Raw genomic sequence first — 15,702 nt, 5'->3', positions numbered from 1 at the left:
CGCTCCGGCGGCCGCGGCCGCCGCGGGGGATGCTGCCGGGCCGTCGCCCGCGGGCCGGGCCGGCCGCGTGACCGCGCCGGGGTCCGTCGTCGGGCCCGCGCCCGTGTCGTCGTTCGTACCGATCACTTCGTCCACCCCCGGCACCGTGCCCCCGCCGAACCGTCCATCCGATGCCCGGCGCCCGGCTCACACCTGCCGCGCACGCGGAATCCGCACTGTAGTGGACATGTTCGATCGGATCCGGAAACGGTGCGCCAAGAGGCGCGGAAGTGGGCGGAGATCGGCCGGAATGCGAACGCTTTCGGCCGCCGATCTGGCCGGTGGCACGTTTTGCCACTCGCCTCCGAGTCGGTCGGTACCGGCCACACCTCGTTCATCCGACGGTCTCCGCCGGACGGCCTCGGCATCGACTCCCGCGAGCTGAAGCAGCTCCGGAAGGACCTGCTGGTCGGCTGACGGACACCGGGGGAGGGGGGCCGGGCGGCGGCCGCGGACCCCCTCCGTCGTGCTCAGTCCAGCACGGGCAACAGGGCAGGCAGGTGCCCGTCCGAGGCGCGGGCCGTGTCCTGCCGCTCCTGCGGCACCTCCCCGTACAGCGTCGTACGGGCCTTCGCGGGCCGCCCCGCCGCCTCCGCGATCGCGACCAGGTCCCGGACGGACTTGTACGAGCCGTAACCCGACCCCGCCATCCGCGAGATGGTCTCCTCCATCAGCGTCCCGCCGAGGTCGTTGGCCCCGGACCGGAGCATCTCGGCCGCGCCCTCCGCGCCCAGCTTCACCCAGCTCGTCTGGATGTTGGTGATGTGCGGGTGCAGCAGGAGGCGGGCCATCGCCGTCACCGCCCGGTTGTCGCGGACCGTCGGCCCGGGCCGCGCGATGCCCGCCAGGTACACCGGGGCGTTGGTGTGGATGAAGGGGAGTGTCACGAACTCGGTGAAGCCGCCGGTCCGCTGCTGGATCCCGGACAGCGTGCGGAAGTGCCCGAGCCAGTGCCGGGGCTGGTCCACGTGCCCGTACATCATCGTGGACGAGGAGCGGATGCCCAGTTCGTGCGCGGTGGTGATCACGTCGATCCAGTCCGCTGCCGGGAGCTTGCCCTTGGTCAGCACCCAGCGGACCTCGTCGTCCAGGATCTCCGCGGCCGTCCCCGGGATCGAGTCCAGGCCGGCCTCCTTGGCCGCCGTCAGCCAGTCCCGTACGGACATGCCCGTGCGGGTGGCGCCGTTGACGACCTCCATCGGGGAGAAGGCGTGCACGTGCATGCCCGGGACACGCTCCTTGACCGCCCGCGCGATGTCGAAGTACGCGGTGCCGGGCAGGTCGGGGTGGATGCCGCCCTGCATGCAGACCTCGACCGCGCCGACCTCCCAGGCCTGCGCGGCCCGGTCGGCGACCTGCTCGAGGGAGAGGGTGTAGGCGTCGGCGTCCGTGCGGCGCTGCGCGAAGGCGCAGAAACGGCAGCCGGTGTAGCAGACGTTGGTGAAGTTGATGTTCCGCGTGACGATGTACGTGACGTCGTCGCCGACCACCGACCTGCGCAGGTCGTCGGCGACACGGCACAGCGCGTCCAGGGCCGGCCCGTCCGCGTGCAGCAGGGCCAGCGCCTGGTCGTCGGTGAGCCGCTCCGGGTCGTCGGCGGCCTGCGCGAGGGCGGCGCGCACGTCCGTGTCGATGCGCTCGGGGACCATGCCCGGTGCCGCCGCCTCGCGCAGGGCCTCCCAGTCGCCGTAGACGTGGTCGAAGTCCTCGCGCCGGTCCCCGGTGCGGCCCTCCGTGTCGACGGCGGCGTGCAGGTCGGTCCGTCCGTAGGAGGCGAAGCCCTCGTCGGGCTCCTGCCACGGCCGGCCCTCCACGGTCGCGGACTCGTCCGCCAGGCCCGTGTCGGCGTCGGCCAGCGCCCGTACGTGCGGCAGCAGCCGCGGGTCCAGCCAGGGCTCGCCGCGCTGCAGGAACTCCGGGTAGATGGTGAGGCGTTCGCGCAGCTCGAACCCGGCGGCCGCGGTGCGGGCGGCGAGCTCCTCGATGTGCGGCCAGGGCCGCTCGGGGTTGACGTGGTCGGGGGTCAGCGGGGACACGCCGCCCCAGTCGTCGATGCCCGCGCCGATGAGCAGGGCGTACTCGGCGTCCACCAGGTTCGGCGGGGCCTGGATGCGGGCGCTCGGGCCCAGGATGTGCCGGGCCACGGCGACGGTGGCGGCCAGCTCCTCCAGCTCCGCGTCCGGCATGCCGCGCATGGCGGTGTCCGGCTTGGCGCGGAAGTTCTGGACGATGACCTCCTGGATGCCGTGGTAGCTGCGCTGGACGCGGCGCAGCTCGAAGAGGGCGTCGGCGCGCTCCTCGTACGTCTCCCCGATGCCGATCAGCACGCCGGTGGTGAAGGGGACGTTCGAGCGGCCGGCGTCCTCCAGCACCCGCAGCCGCACGGCCGGTTCCTTGTCGGGGGAGCCGTGGTGCGGGCCGCCGGGCTCGGACCACAGGCGGGTCGCGGTGGTCTCCAGCATCATGCCCATGGACGGGGCGACGGGCTTGAGGCGCTGGAGCTCGGACCAGGACAGGACGCCGGGGTTGAGGTGCGGCAGCAGGCCGGTCTCCTCCAGGACCCGGACGGCCATGGCACGGACGTAGGCGAGGGTGTCGTCGTAGCCGTGCGCGTCGAGCCACTCGCGGGCCTCGGGCCAGCGGTCCTCGGGACGGTCGCCGAGAGTGAAGAGCGCTTCCTTGCAGCCCATCGCCGCGCCCTTGCGCGCGATGTCGAGGACCTCGTCCGGCGAGAGGTACATGCCGTGGCCGTCGCGGCGCAGCTTCCCGGGGACGGTGACGAAGGTGCAGTAGTGGCACTTGTCCCGACAGAGACGGGTGAGGGGGATGAACACCTTGCGCGAGTACGTGATGACACCGGGCCGGCCGGCGGCGGCGAGGCCGGCGTCCCGGACGCGTGCGGCGGAGGCGGCGAGGTCCGTCAGGGCCTCGCCGCGCGCCTGGAGGAGTACGGCCGCCTCGGTCGCGTCGAGCGCGACGCCGTCGCGGGCCCGTCGCAGTGCGCGGCGCATCGCGTTGTCGGTCGGAGCGTCACTCGGAGTGGTCATGTGGCGAGCATACGATCCGACGCGCCGGCGACGGTGTGGCTCATCTCATCAGCTCACCGGCGTTGACCAGCAAGGACTGGCCGGTTATCGCCCGGGCCCGGTCGGAGGCGAGGAAGGCGGCGGCGTCGGCGACGTCCCCGTCGGTGGCGAGGTCGGGCAGGGCCATCCGCCGGGTCAGACGCGCGTACACCTCGGCCTCGGGCACCCCCTCGGTGTGCGCGGTGAAGGTGACGAAGGCCTGTACGGGCGGCCCCCACATCCAGCCGGGCAGCACGGTGTTGACGCGGATCCGGTGGGGGCCGAGTTCACGCGCCATGGAGTACATGGCGGAGGTCAGGGCGCCCTTGGACGCGGCGTAGGCGGCCTGCTGCACCTCGTTGGGCGCGGCGACGGCGGACTGCGTGCCGATGATGACGACGGCCCCGCCGTTCTCCTTGAGGGCGGGCAGGCAGGCGCGGGTCATGCGCAGCGTCCCCAGCAGGTTGACGTCGATGATCTGCTGCCAGGTCCCGAAGTCGGCGTCCTCCAGGCCCCCGAAGTAGGAGTCCCAGGCGGCGACGTGCACGACGGCGTCGATCCGGCCGAAGCGCTCGCGCGCGAGGGCGGCGAGCGCCTCGCACTGCCGCTCGTCGCCGATGTCGGTCGGGAGGAGGGCGGTGTGCCGTCCGTCGGGGTCGATCTCGGCGGCGGACTTGGCGAGATTGGCCTCGGTCCGTGCGCCGAGAACGGCGTTGCCGCCGTCCCGGACGACGGCGGCGGCGACCTGGTGGCCGAGTCCCGCCCCGACGCCGGAGACGATGACGGTCTTCCCTTGCAGCAGCATGGCGGTCCTCCGCGGCGGTCCGTACCGGGGTGCTGCCCGGCGCATGGATCTGACGGGTCGTCAGGCTAGGGGAGCGGTGCGGCGGTGGGAAGAGGCGGAGAGGGGGGGCAGGGGGTGGGCGGGGCCGCCCACCCGGCGACCGCCGCCGCACGGGTGCCCGGGAGACGCCCCGGGCGCCCCCCCGGCCCTCCCGCCCCGTCCGGCGGCCCTGCGCCCCGTACGCCCCCGGGCCGGGGCCGGTGCGGATGCCCGGGAGGGCGGGCGGCGGCACAATGGGGCTGGATCGGTGGTCCCGCCCCCGCGCGGAAGGGAGAGCCCGGTGAAGACCCTCGAATGGCACCCCCTGCGGGTCGCGGGCGCGTGACCGCGCCCGTACCGCGCCGCCGGGACCGCCCGGCCGGTGAGGCCGACTACTCCGGCGCCGTCTACGGCTCGATGCTCGCCGCGTCCGTGGTGGTCGGTGCCGGTGCACCCGGCCCGTTCCCCCGGCTCGAACTCATCGTGCTGCTCCTCGGCACCGGCATCGTCTTCTGGGCCGCGCACGTCTTCGCGCGGCTGTTCGGGGCCCGGATGGTGCAGCGGCTGAGCTGGCAGGCCGTCCGGGAGACGTCCAAGGAGGAACGTCCCATCATCAAGGCGGCCGTCCCGCCGGCCCTCGCCGTGGCCGTCAGCCCCTGGTTCGGCCTGGGCGGGCACGGGACGGTGTGGCTGGCGCTGATCGTGGCGCTCGTCGGGCAGATCGGATGGGCCACCGTGGCCGCCAGCCGGGCCGGGGCCTCGCGGCGGATGATGGCGCTGGCCGGCGTGATCAACCTCTTCCTCGGGCTGCTCATCGTCCTGCTGAAGGTCGGCATCTCGCACTGAGGCCGGTTCGGGTGCGCCCGGGGCTCCCCATCTGACGTGGCATCAGCTACACCGTTGCCATGACGACAGCAGAGCAGGACCCGCAGCAGGACACCCGTGCCGAGGACTACGCGGCGCTCGCGGCCGTCGGCCCCTACGGCGTCCGCCCCGGCCATGCGCTGATCACCATGGTGGAGCCGCACCCGGGCCACGAGTACGCGTACAACCGCTGGTACGAGGACGACCACTACTACGCCGGGGCGATGGCCATGCCCTGGATGTACGCCGGGCGCCGGTGGGTGGCCACGCGCGAACTCCAGGAGCTGCGCTACCCGGAGAAGTCGGCGGTGGCCCAGCCCGTCACCACCGGCTGCTACCTGTCGACGTACTGGATCACCGACGGCCGCTACGACGAGCACATGAAGTGGACCGTCGGGATCAACAAGCGGCTGGGCCGCGACGGCCGGGTCCACCAGGCGCGCACCCACGTCTTCACCGCGTTCCAGGACCACGAGGCGACCGTCTACCGCGACGGCGCCGCCGGTCCGCGGGACTTCCACGCCCTCGACCACCCGTACGCGGGCCTCGTGCTGCAGGTGGTCGACGCCGACGGCCCGGAGCAGCGGGCCGTGCTGCTGGAGTGGCTGCGCTCGCGCGCCCTGCCGAAGCGGCTGCACGGCTCGCCGGCCGCCATGGTGACGGTCTTCCGGCCCACCCCCCTGCCCGGGGACCGGATGACGTACGTCAGGCAGGTGGAGGGGGTCGACACCCGGCTCACGCTGCTGTGGTTCCTGGAGGAGGACCCGCGGACCTGCTGGGACCGCTTCCGGGGGCTGGACGCGGAGGTCGCGGAGGCGGGGCTGGGGCGGGTGGAGCTGGTCGCCCCGTTCATCCCGACGGTGCCGGGCACCGACCGGTACGTGGACCTCCTGCGCTGACCGCCGCGGCCGCCGTTCGCACGCGGACACGGCCGAGCCCCCTCGGCCAAGACGGCGGGTCGGTCGAGAGGGCTCCGGTCGGTGGTGCGGCCGCCCCGGAGGGCGGGGTGCCGGGCGGTCTTCAGACGAGGCGCCCCGGCCGGCCCTCGGTGACGTCGGCGACGAAGGCGGTCCAGGAGCCGGGCGCGAAGGTGAGGGACGGGCCGTCCTGGACCTTGGAGTCGCGGACGGCGATCGCCGCCACGGCCGGGGATTTGACCTCGACGCAGGCGCCGTTGGCGGAGTAGGAGGACTTGACCCAGTTGTCGTTGGAGCCCAGGTGAATGGCCATGTTTCTCTCCGGTGAGCGAGTAGTTCCGGTGGCTCGTCGGCCATTTCCGGCCGACTCGAGCGACGCTACCGGCAGCTCCTGACGGGTGAAGGAAGCATTCACCCGACCGGGTGGCATATTCCATTCAGGCCTTCTGTGGCCGGGAGGTGACGGTGTACGGTTCCGACCCCTTCACGGCTCGTACCCGGCATTCCCGGACTATTCCGCCGATTCGGAATACTCCCTGATGATGTTCTGGATGAAGTCCCTGGTCTGGTCCACGCCCAGGGCCTGGGCGCGCAGGTGCTCGTACATCACGCTGTACTTCTGGACGTCGTTGGCCTTCTCCAGGTAGAGGTCGCTCGTCACGCCCTCGATGTAGACCACCGTCGAGTCCGACGCGTCCGGGAACTCCAGGATCGCGTACTGGCCGTTCACGCCGGGGTGCGCGCCCAGCTCGAAGGGCATCACCTGCACGGTGACGTGCGGCTGCTCCGACTGCTTTATCAAGTACTCGAGCTGCCGGGTCATCAGCCGGACGTCGCCCACGCGCCGGCGCAGCGCCGCCTCGTCGATCACCGCCCACAGGCGCAGCGGACCGAGGTCGGGGTTGTTGTTGTCGGTCTCGGAGAGCCGCTTCTGGCGGTGCATCCGGACCTGGACGCGCTTCTCCACGTCGGCCGGGGCGGTCTCCGGCCACGCGCCGCGCACGAGGGACTGGGCGTACTCCGTGGTCTGCAGCAGCCCGGGGATCACCAGGGGCTCGTAGGTGCGCAGACTGGCCGCGTCCGTCTCCAGGCCGATGTAGACGCTGTACGGGATGTCGCCGAAGGCGTGCCACCAGCCCTGCTGGCGGGAGTCCTTCGCCATCTGCATGAGGGAGTCGATCAGCCTGCGGTCCTCGACCTCGTACACGTCGCACAGGTCGCGGACGTCGCGCTGGCTGATGGAACGACGGCCGTTCTCCAGCCGGCTGATCTTCGACTGGGAGACGAGGGGGCGCTCGGCGACCTGTTCGGCCGTCATGCCCTTGTCCTCGCGGAGCTTGCGCAGCTCCATCCCGAGTCGGCGGCGTCGGACGGTGGGATTGACATTGGACGCCACGGGAACGGCACCTCCGCCTTCTTCTGTCGTGCAGCAGCTGTCTCTCTGCGTGTCTGATGCTGAGCAGACTGCCACCGAAGCGGGCGGCGCCGCTGGGGAACGGCAGGGAAAAACACAGACGCGCGAGGTGACGGGGGTCGGCGGACCGGCCCTGACACCCCGCGCGCCGGCGGGCTCCCGCACCGGATCCTCACGGACGCCGGACGCGGCGATGGCGGTGCTGTGGTCGTGCTCGGAGCGATGGCGGCATTGCGAATGCGTTGCGATGCGATGCCGGTTCGGACGCGTTGCGGTGGAGCTGTACGGGACCGGGGTCCGGGGGGATCCCGGCCGTTCACCGGGGGTGGATCAGTGCGCGGCCACGCGGGCCATCGCACCCGTCCGGCGCGGCTGCAGCGGAACGCCGCTCGCCGTGGCCCGGGCGGCCGGCGGTGCCGGTGCGCGGTCGCGGCGTGGCTGCGCGGCCACACCGTTCTGGACGTCCATCACGGCGTGCGCCACGAGTCCGCCCATCGGGTCGTGCCGGATCAGGTCCCGCAGCCGGGACCTGGAGGAACGCCCCTCGTTGCCGGGGTACAGGTGCTTGCCGAGGCCGACCGAGTGGGCCAGCGCGGCGAGCGCCGCGGTCCGCGGGTCCGGCGGTACGCCGGTGCGGATCGCACTGTCGAGCCGGGCTCGGATCTCCCGGCTGATGTCCGTGTCCGTCGCCTGGTAGCGAGTCGTCGGAAGGACACCGCACATCTGTCCCGCGACGGCATGGACCATGCCGCAGCGCTCCAGATGGGCGAGGTAAATCTGACGGAGCCCCAGCCGGGGTCCGCCGATCCAGTGGACGGCCCGTACCGGGCTGCCGCGCCTGCGCAGCAGTTCCAGTGCGGAGTCCAGAGTCGGATCTCCTGTCGGCCGTGGCATCACCACGGCGATACGATCCCCATCAGGGGCTATCCGTCCTGCCAGAGCCAGCTCCACTAGCTGTGCCCCGGCCAGGCCGAGGTCGAGCGACTGCGGCTGCGCCGTGGTACCCGTGGCCGGGTCCAAGGCGAGCAGCAGAAGCTCCTCCGGAATTGTTCTGCGGCTCCTGCCCATCCATGCCTCCCCGCGTGGATGAGTGACAGGGTGACGCCTCTCACATTCATCTGTCGAGAGCGCGTGGCCGCTTTGTGGGGGAACCCGCAGCTATGTCGTTCTCGTCTGGCACGGGGGCGATGCCCCCTAGACGGGACACTGTTAGACATTCGGACAGCCGAACGTGGCGGCGATGAGGAGGAGCGGTGGCGGGCGAGTCCCCCGACAAGTCGGTAGATGAAGCAGCGCCGGGGGCGGCGCGGTCGTCCGCGGAACGTGACCCGAGGCTGTCGGTGTTCCGGCCGCGGGATCCCGAGGGCGGTGTCGCCCGTGCGGGGGACACCGGGGCGGCGTCCGAAGCCGAGGCCGCTGGCGCGGCGGCCGGCGACGACGAGCCCGCTGCCGCTGGTGCGGCTGCCGGTGACGACGAGCCCGAGGCCGTGGCCGCCTCCGAGACCCAGAGCGAAGCCGTGGCCGAAACCGAGGCCGGGCAGCGTGACGCGCTGCGCGAGGCGGTGGCGGCCTGGGTCGCCACGACGGACGAGCCCGCGCCGGCGCGCGAGGAGCACCCCCCGACCGCCGACGAGCCGACACCTCAGGCGAAGCCCGCCCCGGACTCCGGTTCCGGTACGCGCGCCGACGCTGCGAAGCCCGCCGACGGCGCTGCCGACCCGGTCGAGGAGCGAGCCTCCGCCCCGGTCCCGGCTGCCGCGGGACGACCGGCTGCGAAGCCCGCCGACGACGCGGACGCCGCCCGGGACACCGGCGCCGACAGGGGTTCCGCTGAGCGGGCCGCCGCCGCGAAGCCCGCCGGCGAGGCGAACACCGCCCCGGACTCCGGTTCCGGCGCGCGCGCCGACGGTGCGGACGCTGACCGGAAAACCGACGCCGGTGGAGATTCCGCTTCTGGTTCCGGATCTGCCGATGCGGGCAGTGAGCGCACCGCCGTGTTCCGGGTTCCGCGCGTGGCCACGGTGAAGGCGGACGGCGACGCGACGAAGGGCGGCGGTGCCAAGGCCGCCCCGGCGAAGCCGGATGCGCCGACCCGCGGTGGCGACACCGCCGACGAGCCGGCCGACAGCGAGCGCACCGCCGTCTTCCGTGCGCCCCGGCCGGACGCGGCGCCCTCGGGCGACAGCGACACCACCGCGGTGTTCCGCGCTCCGAAGGCCCCCGCTCCGGATTCCGCTTCGGATTCCGGTTCCGGTTCCGGCAAGGCCGCCGCCGAGCCGTCGGAAGACAGCGAGCGCACGGCCGTCTTCCGGGCCCCGAAGGCGGGCCCTGCACCGGCCGCCCGGCCCGCGGAGGACACCGGCACCACGGTCATCCGCGCCGTGAAGCCGAACGCGCCGAAGCCCGACGCCGCCAAGCCCGAGTCGGGCGCGGCGCCGAAGGCCAGCACCTTCGTACCGCTGCGCACCGACGGCGACGACGCCCCCGCCTCCACGCCGAAGCCGTCGCCCACGCCCACGCCGGGCCCCGGCCTCCGGTTCGACAAGAAGCTCGCCCCGCCGGCCCCGCCCGGCTCCGCGGCCTCCGAGACCACCACGAAGCGGTTCGACCGCGCGGCGGACCGGACCGAGCGCACCACCCAGCAGCCGCTGCCGCCCAAGCCGCCGCTCGACATGCTGGCGGACCTCACGAACAACCCGCCCCCGCCGCCGAGCCCGCTGCGCACCGCCATCCGGCGGTTCAAGATCTACGCGCCGCTCGTCGTGCTGCTGGCGATCATCCTGGGCATCGTGCAGCTGGTGCGCCCGCTGCCCGAGCCGACCCTGGTGATGACCGCGAAGTCCTCGTACACCTTCGAGGGCGGCAAGCCGCAGCTGCCCTGGCCCTCCGAGGGCCAGGCGTACATGGCGGCCGCCGGGCTCGGCACGCTCGGCCAGTCCGGTGAGCAGAAGCCCGTGCCGATCGCGAGCGTCACCAAGTCGATGACGGCGTACATCATCCTGCGCGACCACCCCATCAAGAAGGGTGAGCAGGGCGCGATGATCGACGTCGACAAGACGGCCGAGACCGAGGGCAAGAAGAACGACTCCGTCAACAACGAGTCCACCCTCGACACGGTCAAGGAGGGCGACAAGATCTCGGAGTACGACGCGATCGCCGCCATCATGATCCCGTCGGCCAACAACATCGCGCGGCTGCTCGCGCGCTGGGACGCCGGTTCCCAGGAGGCGTTCGTCAAGAAGATGAACGACACCGCCAAGGAACTCGGCATGACCAACACCACCTACACCGACCCCTCGGGCCTGGACGCGACCACGGTCAGCACCGCCGAGGACCAGGTGAAGCTGGGGCTCAAGCTCGTCGAGATCGAGACGCTGCTCGACATCACGAAGAAGCCCAAGTGGGTCGACCCGTCGGGCAAGGAGTGGCGGAACTGGAACGGCCTGGTGCCGTTCAACGACTCCCTCGGCATCAAGACGGGCACGACGACGAAGGCCGGCGGAAACCTGCTCTTCGCCGCCCAGAAGAAGATCGGCAACACCAACCAGCTGATCGTCGGAGCCGTCCTCGGCCAGCACAAGCCGCCGATCATCGACAGCGTGCTCGCCGCGAGCAAGCAGCTCCTCGTCGCCACCCAGAAGTCCCTGGAGGGTGCGACCGTGGTGAAGAAGGGCGACGTCGTGGGTTACGTCGACGACGGCCTCGGCGGCCGCACGCCGGTCGTGGCCACCGCGGACGTCCAGGCGATCGGCTGGGCCTCGCTGACCGTCGACGTGAAGCTCGGCAACGGCGGCGGCCCGATGCCGCAGACGGCGAAGGCCGGGACCGAGGTCGGCCTGCTGACCGTCGGCGAGGGTGCCAGCCAGGTCAAGGTGCCGGTCGCGCTGCAGAGCGACCTGGCCTCGCCGGGCATCGGCAGCAAGCTGACCCGCGTCGGCTGACGGTGCCGGACGACGGTACGGCGCGGACCGGCGCCCCGGGCAACCCCGGGGCGCCGGTCCGCGTCTTGGGACCCGGGGCACGCAGGTGTGCGCCGGTGCGGATCCACGGGTTGGGGAGTGCGCAGTGACCACCGCCGAGCAGCAGGGCCGGCGTCCGGCGACGATCGCGTCGCCCGGCGACGGCGTCGCGCCCGCCGCCCCCTCCTCCGCACCGCAGCGGCTGCCCTCCCCGGCATCCGCTCCGGAATCCGCCGCGACCACCCGGTCCGGCGGGTTCCTCGGCCGCTGCCGCCGACACCCGGTGGCCGTCTCCACCCTCGTCGCCGCCGTCCTGCACGTCGTCTGGTTCTTCTGCTTCGCCAACAGCGGCGGTGACCTCGCCGCGCAGGACGCCTGGGCCGAGTTCGTCGGCCGCCATCCGGACTCCGCCTACAACCTCGCCTGGTACGGGGGCATGCACCCCGTCTCGTACAGCGTGGTCTCGCCGTACCTGATGCACGTTCTCGGCGTGCGGACCACGATGATGATCGCGGGCACCGTGTCGGCCGGGCTGCTCGCGCTGATCCTCACCCGCTGCCGCCGTGCCGTGCGCGAGCCGCTGTGGCCCGCCCTCGCCGGGGTGTACGGGCTCTTCTGCAACGCCCTCTCCGGCCGGGTGACCTTCGGCCTCGGTGTGCTCTTCGCCCTCGGCGCGGTCGCCGCGGTGTTCTGCTGGCCCCGCAAGTGGGCCGAGCGGCGCTGGGCCAAGGCCGCCGTGGCGGCGCCGCTGGCCGGCCTCGCGACCGCCGCGAGCCCCGTCGCCGGTCTCTTCCTCGGCGTGATCGCGGCCGCGCTGTTCCTGAGCGGGCGGCGCCCGGGCGCGTACGCCCTCGGGCTGGCGCCGGTGGCCGTCGTGGGCCTGTCGGCCTGGCTGTTCCCGTTCTCCGGGACCCAGCCGATGAAGATCGGGTCTGCCGGGCTGCCGTTCCTGTTCGCCGTGCTGATCCTCTTCCTCGTGCCGAAGCGCTGGAAGACGGTCCGGATCGCCGCCGCCGTCTACGCCCTCGGCGTCTTCCTGACCTGGCTGATCGATTCGCAGGTCGGCTCGAACGTCACCCGCATGGTGATGCTGTTCGGCGGCGCCGTCCTGCTCGCGGCACTCGCCTACGAGGTGCCGCGCACGCGCCGCTGGTACGGGGTGCTGCTCGCGCTGGTCGGGCTGAACACCTGGATCACCGTCAACAGCGTCACGGACATCGTCCGCACCACCCCGGTGGCCGCCTGGAACCGGGAGCTGGCCCCGCTCGTCGACCAGCTGCAGAAGGCGGGCGCGGACCGCGGCCGGGTCGAGGTCGTGCCGGTCAGCAGCCACCGCGAGTCCTCCGCCTTCCCCTCGTACGTGAACCTCGCGCGCGGCTGGAACCGGCAGGCGGACCTGGAGCGCAATCCGCTCTTCTACGACGACACCCTCACCGCCGAGAGCTACCGGTCCTGGCTGGAGCGCTGGGCCGTGCACTACGTGGTGCTGCCCGCCGACAAGCCCGACTCGGGCGGCGAGGACGAGGCGAAGCTGGTGCGCGGCGGGCTGCCGTACCTCCAGCAGGTGTGGGGCGACGCGAACTGGCGGCTGTTCAAGGTCCAGGACCCGGCGAACCTGGTGGCGGGCCCCGCGACCGTGGTGCGCGCGGGCGCCGACCGGCTGGTCGTCGACGTGAAGCAGGCCGGGCGGGTCCTGGTGCGGATCCCGCACTCGCCGTGGCTGGGGCTGGTGGACGCGGCCGGGAAGCCGGTGGCGCCGCCGCAGGAGACGGCCGCGTCGAAGGCGGACCGGTCCGAGCCGAAGGAGTTCGACAACGCGGCCGGGTGCCTGTTCAAGGCGCAGCCCGACGCCGAGGGCGACGTGTGGACGGAGCTGCTGGCGCCGGCGCCGGGGGAGTACCGGGTGGCGGCGAAGTACCAGCTGCCGCGGGGCACGCCCTGTCCGGAGGAGCTGGTGCACGAGGCGGTGGGGGCGCCGGAGCGGCCCGTCCCGGTCCGTGGTCCCGGCGCTCCCTGATCCGGTCCGGCGGGGCCCGGGCCGGTCCGGGGGCCGGTCGCCGTCCCGGATTCTTTACCGTCCGGTCCGGGTGCGTCGATACCCATATGTGCATACGATCCCAGTAGTCCGATTGGGTGCTTCCTGAGGGAGTTGACGACGGGATGAGCAAAGAGCAGAAGCGGGACGTCCGAGCCGCCATCGAGCGGGCGCAGGAAGGCGCACGGCCGCCGCGCTCCCCGGGCCACGGCTTCGACGGTCCGGTGCGGAGCAAGGTCAAGGGCGGACTGCACACGAAGGCCGAGCTCAAGCGGGCCGGCACTCCGCAGGGCGACCGGATCGGCGAACGCACCAGCGGCCTGAGCTGAACCGTCGCGCGGGACCGGACGCGCGGACGCCCCGCACGTGAGCGGACGACCCTCCCGTGCGGGCATGAATGGCGTGAGCGGCGGGATCCGGCCGGATCAGGCCGGATCCCGCCGCTCACGCACCGGGGTGGGCGCATTACCGTGACCTAGCCATGAACGACACGCAGCGCGGCGCGCGGCGGCGGCCGCAGCCGCGTCTGCCCGCCTGGACCTCGACCCTGACCTGGAAGGCCACGGTCTTCATCACCCTCATGTGCTGCGGGCTCGCCGCACTGCTGGGCTGCCTCGTGCACGGCGCGATGACCCGCCAGACCGTGGGAACGGCCCGGGAGAAGGCGCTCCTGCGGCTGGAGCGGACGATCGAGGCCTACGAGGACGGTGCGCGGATGCCCCGCGGCGAGGGCCTCGACCCCGCCGGGCTGCCCCCCGAGCTGCGCGCCCTCGCGGCAGCCGGCAAGCGCGGCACGGCGGTCGGCACCTCCCGGGGCCGCCCCGTGATGTGGGCGGCGGGCCCGGCCGAGCACGGTGCGGCGATAGCCGTGTCCGTGGACTTCCGCGGCGCCGAGCGCACGATCGCCGAACTGGACCGGGCCATCCTCGGCTCCTCCGGCCTGGCCATCGGCGTGACCCTCCTCATCGGGGCGGTCGGCGTCACCCGGATCACCCGGCGCCTGCACGTGACCGCGCAGGTCGCCCGCCGGATCAGCGCCGGAGACCTGGACGCCCGGGTCGACGACAGGTCGCGCAACAAGGACGAGGTGGCCGCAGTCTCCCGTGCCCTGGACACCATGGCCTCCTCGCTGCAGGGCAAGCTCGAAGCGGAACAGCGGTTCACGGCGGACGTGGCCCACGAGCTGCGGACCCCGCTGACGGGCCTGAACGCGGCCGCCGAGCTGCTGCCGCCCGGACGTCCCGCCGAGCTCGTGCGCGACCGGGTGCAGGCCATGCGCTCCCTCACCGAGGACCTGCTGGAGATCTCCCGGCTGGACACCCGCACCGAGCACGTCGACCCCGACTCCTGCGACCTGGCCGAGCTGGCGGCGCGCACGATCCGCGCGTCGGGCACCGACACCGCCCTGACCGTGATCTCCGGGGTGCGGGTGGAGACCGACCGGCGCCGCCTGGAGAGGATCCTCGGCAACCTCGTGGCCAACGCCCACAGCCACGGCGCCGCCCCGGTCACGGTCACCGTGGACGGGCCCTCCCTGACCGTCGCCGACTCCGGCCCCGGCTATCCCGAGTACCTGCTCGCCACCGGCCCGCAGCGGTTCCGTACGGAGGGCACCAGCAAGGGCCACGGCCTCGGCCTGACCATCGCCGCAGGACAGGCCCGGGTCCTCGGCGCCACCCTCGTCTTCCGCAACCGGGAGGAGGGTGGCGCCGAGGCGCGCATCACGCTTCCAGGGCCCGCAGCACCGGAAGCAACTGCGCCTCCTCGTGGTCGAGATGAGCCTCCAGCTCCCGGCTCATGCGGGCGACGCGCTCGCTGAACCCCCCGCTCGCGTTCCCGCCCGGAGCGTCGAGCGCGCGCACCAGCTCCTCCTGGAGTCCGGCGACGATCCGGTGCTCCTCCCCGATGCGGCGGAAGAACTCCCGCATGTGGGGGTGCTGTTGCTCCAGGTACGGGAAGAGGCCGGCGTCCTCGCTGCGGTGGTGGAACTCCAGCGAATGGCAGAACGCCAGGCAGTGCTGGCGCAGTTGCAGCCCGAGCGGGGCCGGGCCGCGGCCGCCGTCGGCCGGCTCCTCCCGCACGAGCTCCCGCAGCAGCGCGAGCTCCGCCCGCAGCCAGCCGTGCACGGACAGCAGCTTCCCGGCGATGCCGCCCTCGTCGACGGCCGGTTCGTGGCTGCGGTGGAGGGCCACGACGGGGATCACCCGTGCGGTCCGCTCCTGGTACGCGCCGTAGCCGGGCTCGTCCCGGACGATGCGGGCGAAGAGCTCCTCGCGGCGGGCCCCTTCGGCGGGGACGGCCACGGCCTCGTACTCCTCGGATCCGGTCTCGACCTGCACGAGCGGCCGGGCGAGCAGGTTGTGGTACCAGGCGGGGTGCCGGTCGGCGCCGGCTGCGGAGGCGACGACGAGCGGTGTGCCCCCGTCGCGCAGGAAGCCGAGCGGCACGGTGTGCGGCCTGCCGCTCCTGGCTCCGGTGGTGGTGAGCAGGAGCAGCTCGGCCCCCTCGAAGGGGCCGCCGACCTTGCCGGCGTTCGCCCTGAACTCGTCGATGACGTTCTGGTTGAAAGAAGAAAAGGATGACACG

The 15,702-nt window shown here is 73.0% G+C and carries 13 protein-coding genes; 7 read left to right on the top strand and 6 right to left on the bottom strand.

Annotated elements, in window-relative coordinates; translation table 11 throughout:
* Window positions 1-330 precede the first annotated feature (330 nt).
* Window positions 331-456: a hypothetical protein gene (locus tag ACPU2J_RS14710; RefSeq protein WP_420080505.1), complete on the top strand. Its 126-nt coding sequence runs from the start codon at window positions 331-333 to the stop codon at window positions 454-456.
* Between the two features lie 53 nt (window positions 457-509).
* Here the strand turns inward: ACPU2J_RS14710 and ACPU2J_RS14705 are convergent, their stop codons facing one another.
* The gene (locus tag ACPU2J_RS14705) at window positions 510-3,086 is read right to left on the bottom strand and encodes a bifunctional FO biosynthesis protein CofGH (RefSeq protein ID WP_423833420.1); all 2,577 of its coding nucleotides are present in this window, start codon (window positions 3,084-3,086) and stop codon (window positions 510-512) included.
* Between the two features lie 40 nt (window positions 3,087-3,126).
* Window positions 3,127-3,909, bottom strand: a complete 783-nt coding sequence (locus ACPU2J_RS14700; RefSeq protein WP_423833419.1) for an SDR family oxidoreductase — start codon at window positions 3,907-3,909, stop codon at window positions 3,127-3,129.
* A 360-nt stretch (window positions 3,910-4,269) separates the two neighbouring features.
* Between ACPU2J_RS14700 and ACPU2J_RS14695 the strand changes: the two genes are divergently transcribed.
* Together ACPU2J_RS14695 and ACPU2J_RS14690 are read left to right on the top strand one after the other, a co-directional pair.
* On the top strand, window positions 4,270-4,773 hold the full coding sequence (locus ACPU2J_RS14695) for a hypothetical protein (RefSeq protein WP_423833418.1): 504 nt from the start codon (window positions 4,270-4,272) through the stop codon (window positions 4,771-4,773).
* Window positions 4,774-4,832: 59 nt separating this feature from the next.
* Window positions 4,833-5,690 carry a hypothetical protein gene (locus ACPU2J_RS14690; protein WP_423833417.1) on the top strand — a complete coding sequence of 286 codons (858 nt, stop codon included), beginning with the start codon at window positions 4,833-4,835 and terminating at the stop codon, window positions 5,688-5,690.
* Window positions 5,691-5,811: 121 nt separating this feature from the next.
* Here the strand turns inward: ACPU2J_RS14690 and ACPU2J_RS14685 are convergent, their stop codons facing one another.
* The 3 genes from ACPU2J_RS14685 to ACPU2J_RS14675 all read right to left on the bottom strand — a co-directional run bounded on the left by ACPU2J_RS14685 (window position 5,812) and on the right by ACPU2J_RS14675 (window position 8,190).
* On the bottom strand, window positions 5,812-6,021 hold the full coding sequence (locus ACPU2J_RS14685) for a DUF397 domain-containing protein (RefSeq protein ID WP_361594816.1): 210 nt from the start codon (window positions 6,019-6,021) through the stop codon (window positions 5,812-5,814).
* 198 nt (window positions 6,022-6,219) lie between these two features.
* On the bottom strand, window positions 6,220-7,104 hold the full coding sequence (locus tag ACPU2J_RS14680; RefSeq protein WP_423833416.1) for a helix-turn-helix domain-containing protein: 885 nt from the start codon (window positions 7,102-7,104) through the stop codon (window positions 6,220-6,222).
* A gap of 348 nt (window positions 7,105-7,452) precedes the next feature.
* Window positions 7,453-8,190, bottom strand: a complete 738-nt coding sequence (locus ACPU2J_RS14675) for a GOLPH3/VPS74 family protein (RefSeq protein ID WP_365080482.1) — start codon at window positions 8,188-8,190, stop codon at window positions 7,453-7,455.
* Between the two features lie 185 nt (window positions 8,191-8,375).
* Here ACPU2J_RS14675 and ACPU2J_RS14670 point away from each other — a divergent pair, with 185 nt between their 5' ends.
* The 4 genes from ACPU2J_RS14670 (at window position 8,376) to ACPU2J_RS14655 (ending at window position 14,935) form a co-directional block, all read left to right on the top strand.
* Complete coding sequence (locus tag ACPU2J_RS14670) at window positions 8,376-11,063, top strand: hypothetical protein (RefSeq protein WP_423833415.1); 2,688 nt, start codon at window positions 8,376-8,378, stop codon at window positions 11,061-11,063.
* Window positions 11,064-11,187: 124 nt separating this feature from the next.
* Window positions 11,188-13,098, top strand: a complete 1,911-nt coding sequence (locus ACPU2J_RS14665; RefSeq protein WP_423833414.1) for an MFS transporter — start codon at window positions 11,188-11,190, stop codon at window positions 13,096-13,098.
* 143 nt (window positions 13,099-13,241) lie between these two features.
* On the top strand, window positions 13,242-13,445 hold the full coding sequence (locus tag ACPU2J_RS14660; protein ID WP_361594808.1) for a hypothetical protein: 204 nt from the start codon (window positions 13,242-13,244) through the stop codon (window positions 13,443-13,445).
* 152 nt (window positions 13,446-13,597) lie between these two features.
* Window positions 13,598-14,935, top strand: a complete 1,338-nt coding sequence (locus ACPU2J_RS14655) for an ATP-binding protein (protein WP_423833413.1) — start codon at window positions 13,598-13,600, stop codon at window positions 14,933-14,935.
* Here the strand turns inward: ACPU2J_RS14655 and ACPU2J_RS14650 are convergent.
* The gene (locus tag ACPU2J_RS14650) at window positions 14,838-15,701 is read right to left on the bottom strand and encodes a nitroreductase/quinone reductase family protein (protein ID WP_423833412.1); all 864 of its coding nucleotides are present in this window, start codon (window positions 15,699-15,701) and stop codon (window positions 14,838-14,840) included. The genes ACPU2J_RS14655 and ACPU2J_RS14650 overlap by 98 nt on opposite strands.
* Window position 15,702 lies beyond the last annotated feature (1 nt).

The sequence above is a fragment of the Streptomyces manipurensis genome (assembly GCF_049570255.1).
Taxonomy (GTDB): Bacteria; Actinomycetota; Actinomycetes; order Streptomycetales; family Streptomycetaceae; genus Streptomyces; species Streptomyces manipurensis.
This window is presented reverse-complemented; position numbering and strand designations above follow the sequence as displayed.

Coding starts and splice junctions, on each gene's coding strand:
- ACPU2J_RS14675 (WP_365080482.1), bottom strand. CDS start 8,190: ATGGGCAGGAGCCGCAGAACAATTCCGGAGGAGCTTCTGCTGCTCGCC.
- ACPU2J_RS14660 (WP_361594808.1), top strand. CDS start 13,242: ATGAGCAAAGAGCAGAAGCGGGACGTCCGAGCCGCCATCGAGCGGGCG.
- ACPU2J_RS14685 (WP_361594816.1), bottom strand. CDS start 6,021: ATGGCCATTCACCTGGGCTCCAACGACAACTGGGTCAAGTCCTCCTAC.
- ACPU2J_RS14655 (WP_423833413.1), top strand. CDS start 13,598: ATGAACGACACGCAGCGCGGCGCGCGGCGGCGGCCGCAGCCGCGTCTG.
- ACPU2J_RS14700 (WP_423833419.1), bottom strand. CDS start 3,909: ATGCTGCTGCAAGGGAAGACCGTCATCGTCTCCGGCGTCGGGGCGGGA.
- ACPU2J_RS14690 (WP_423833417.1), top strand. CDS start 4,833: ATGACGACAGCAGAGCAGGACCCGCAGCAGGACACCCGTGCCGAGGAC.
- ACPU2J_RS14705 (WP_423833420.1), bottom strand. CDS start 3,086: ATGACCACTCCGAGTGACGCTCCGACCGACAACGCGATGCGCCGCGCA.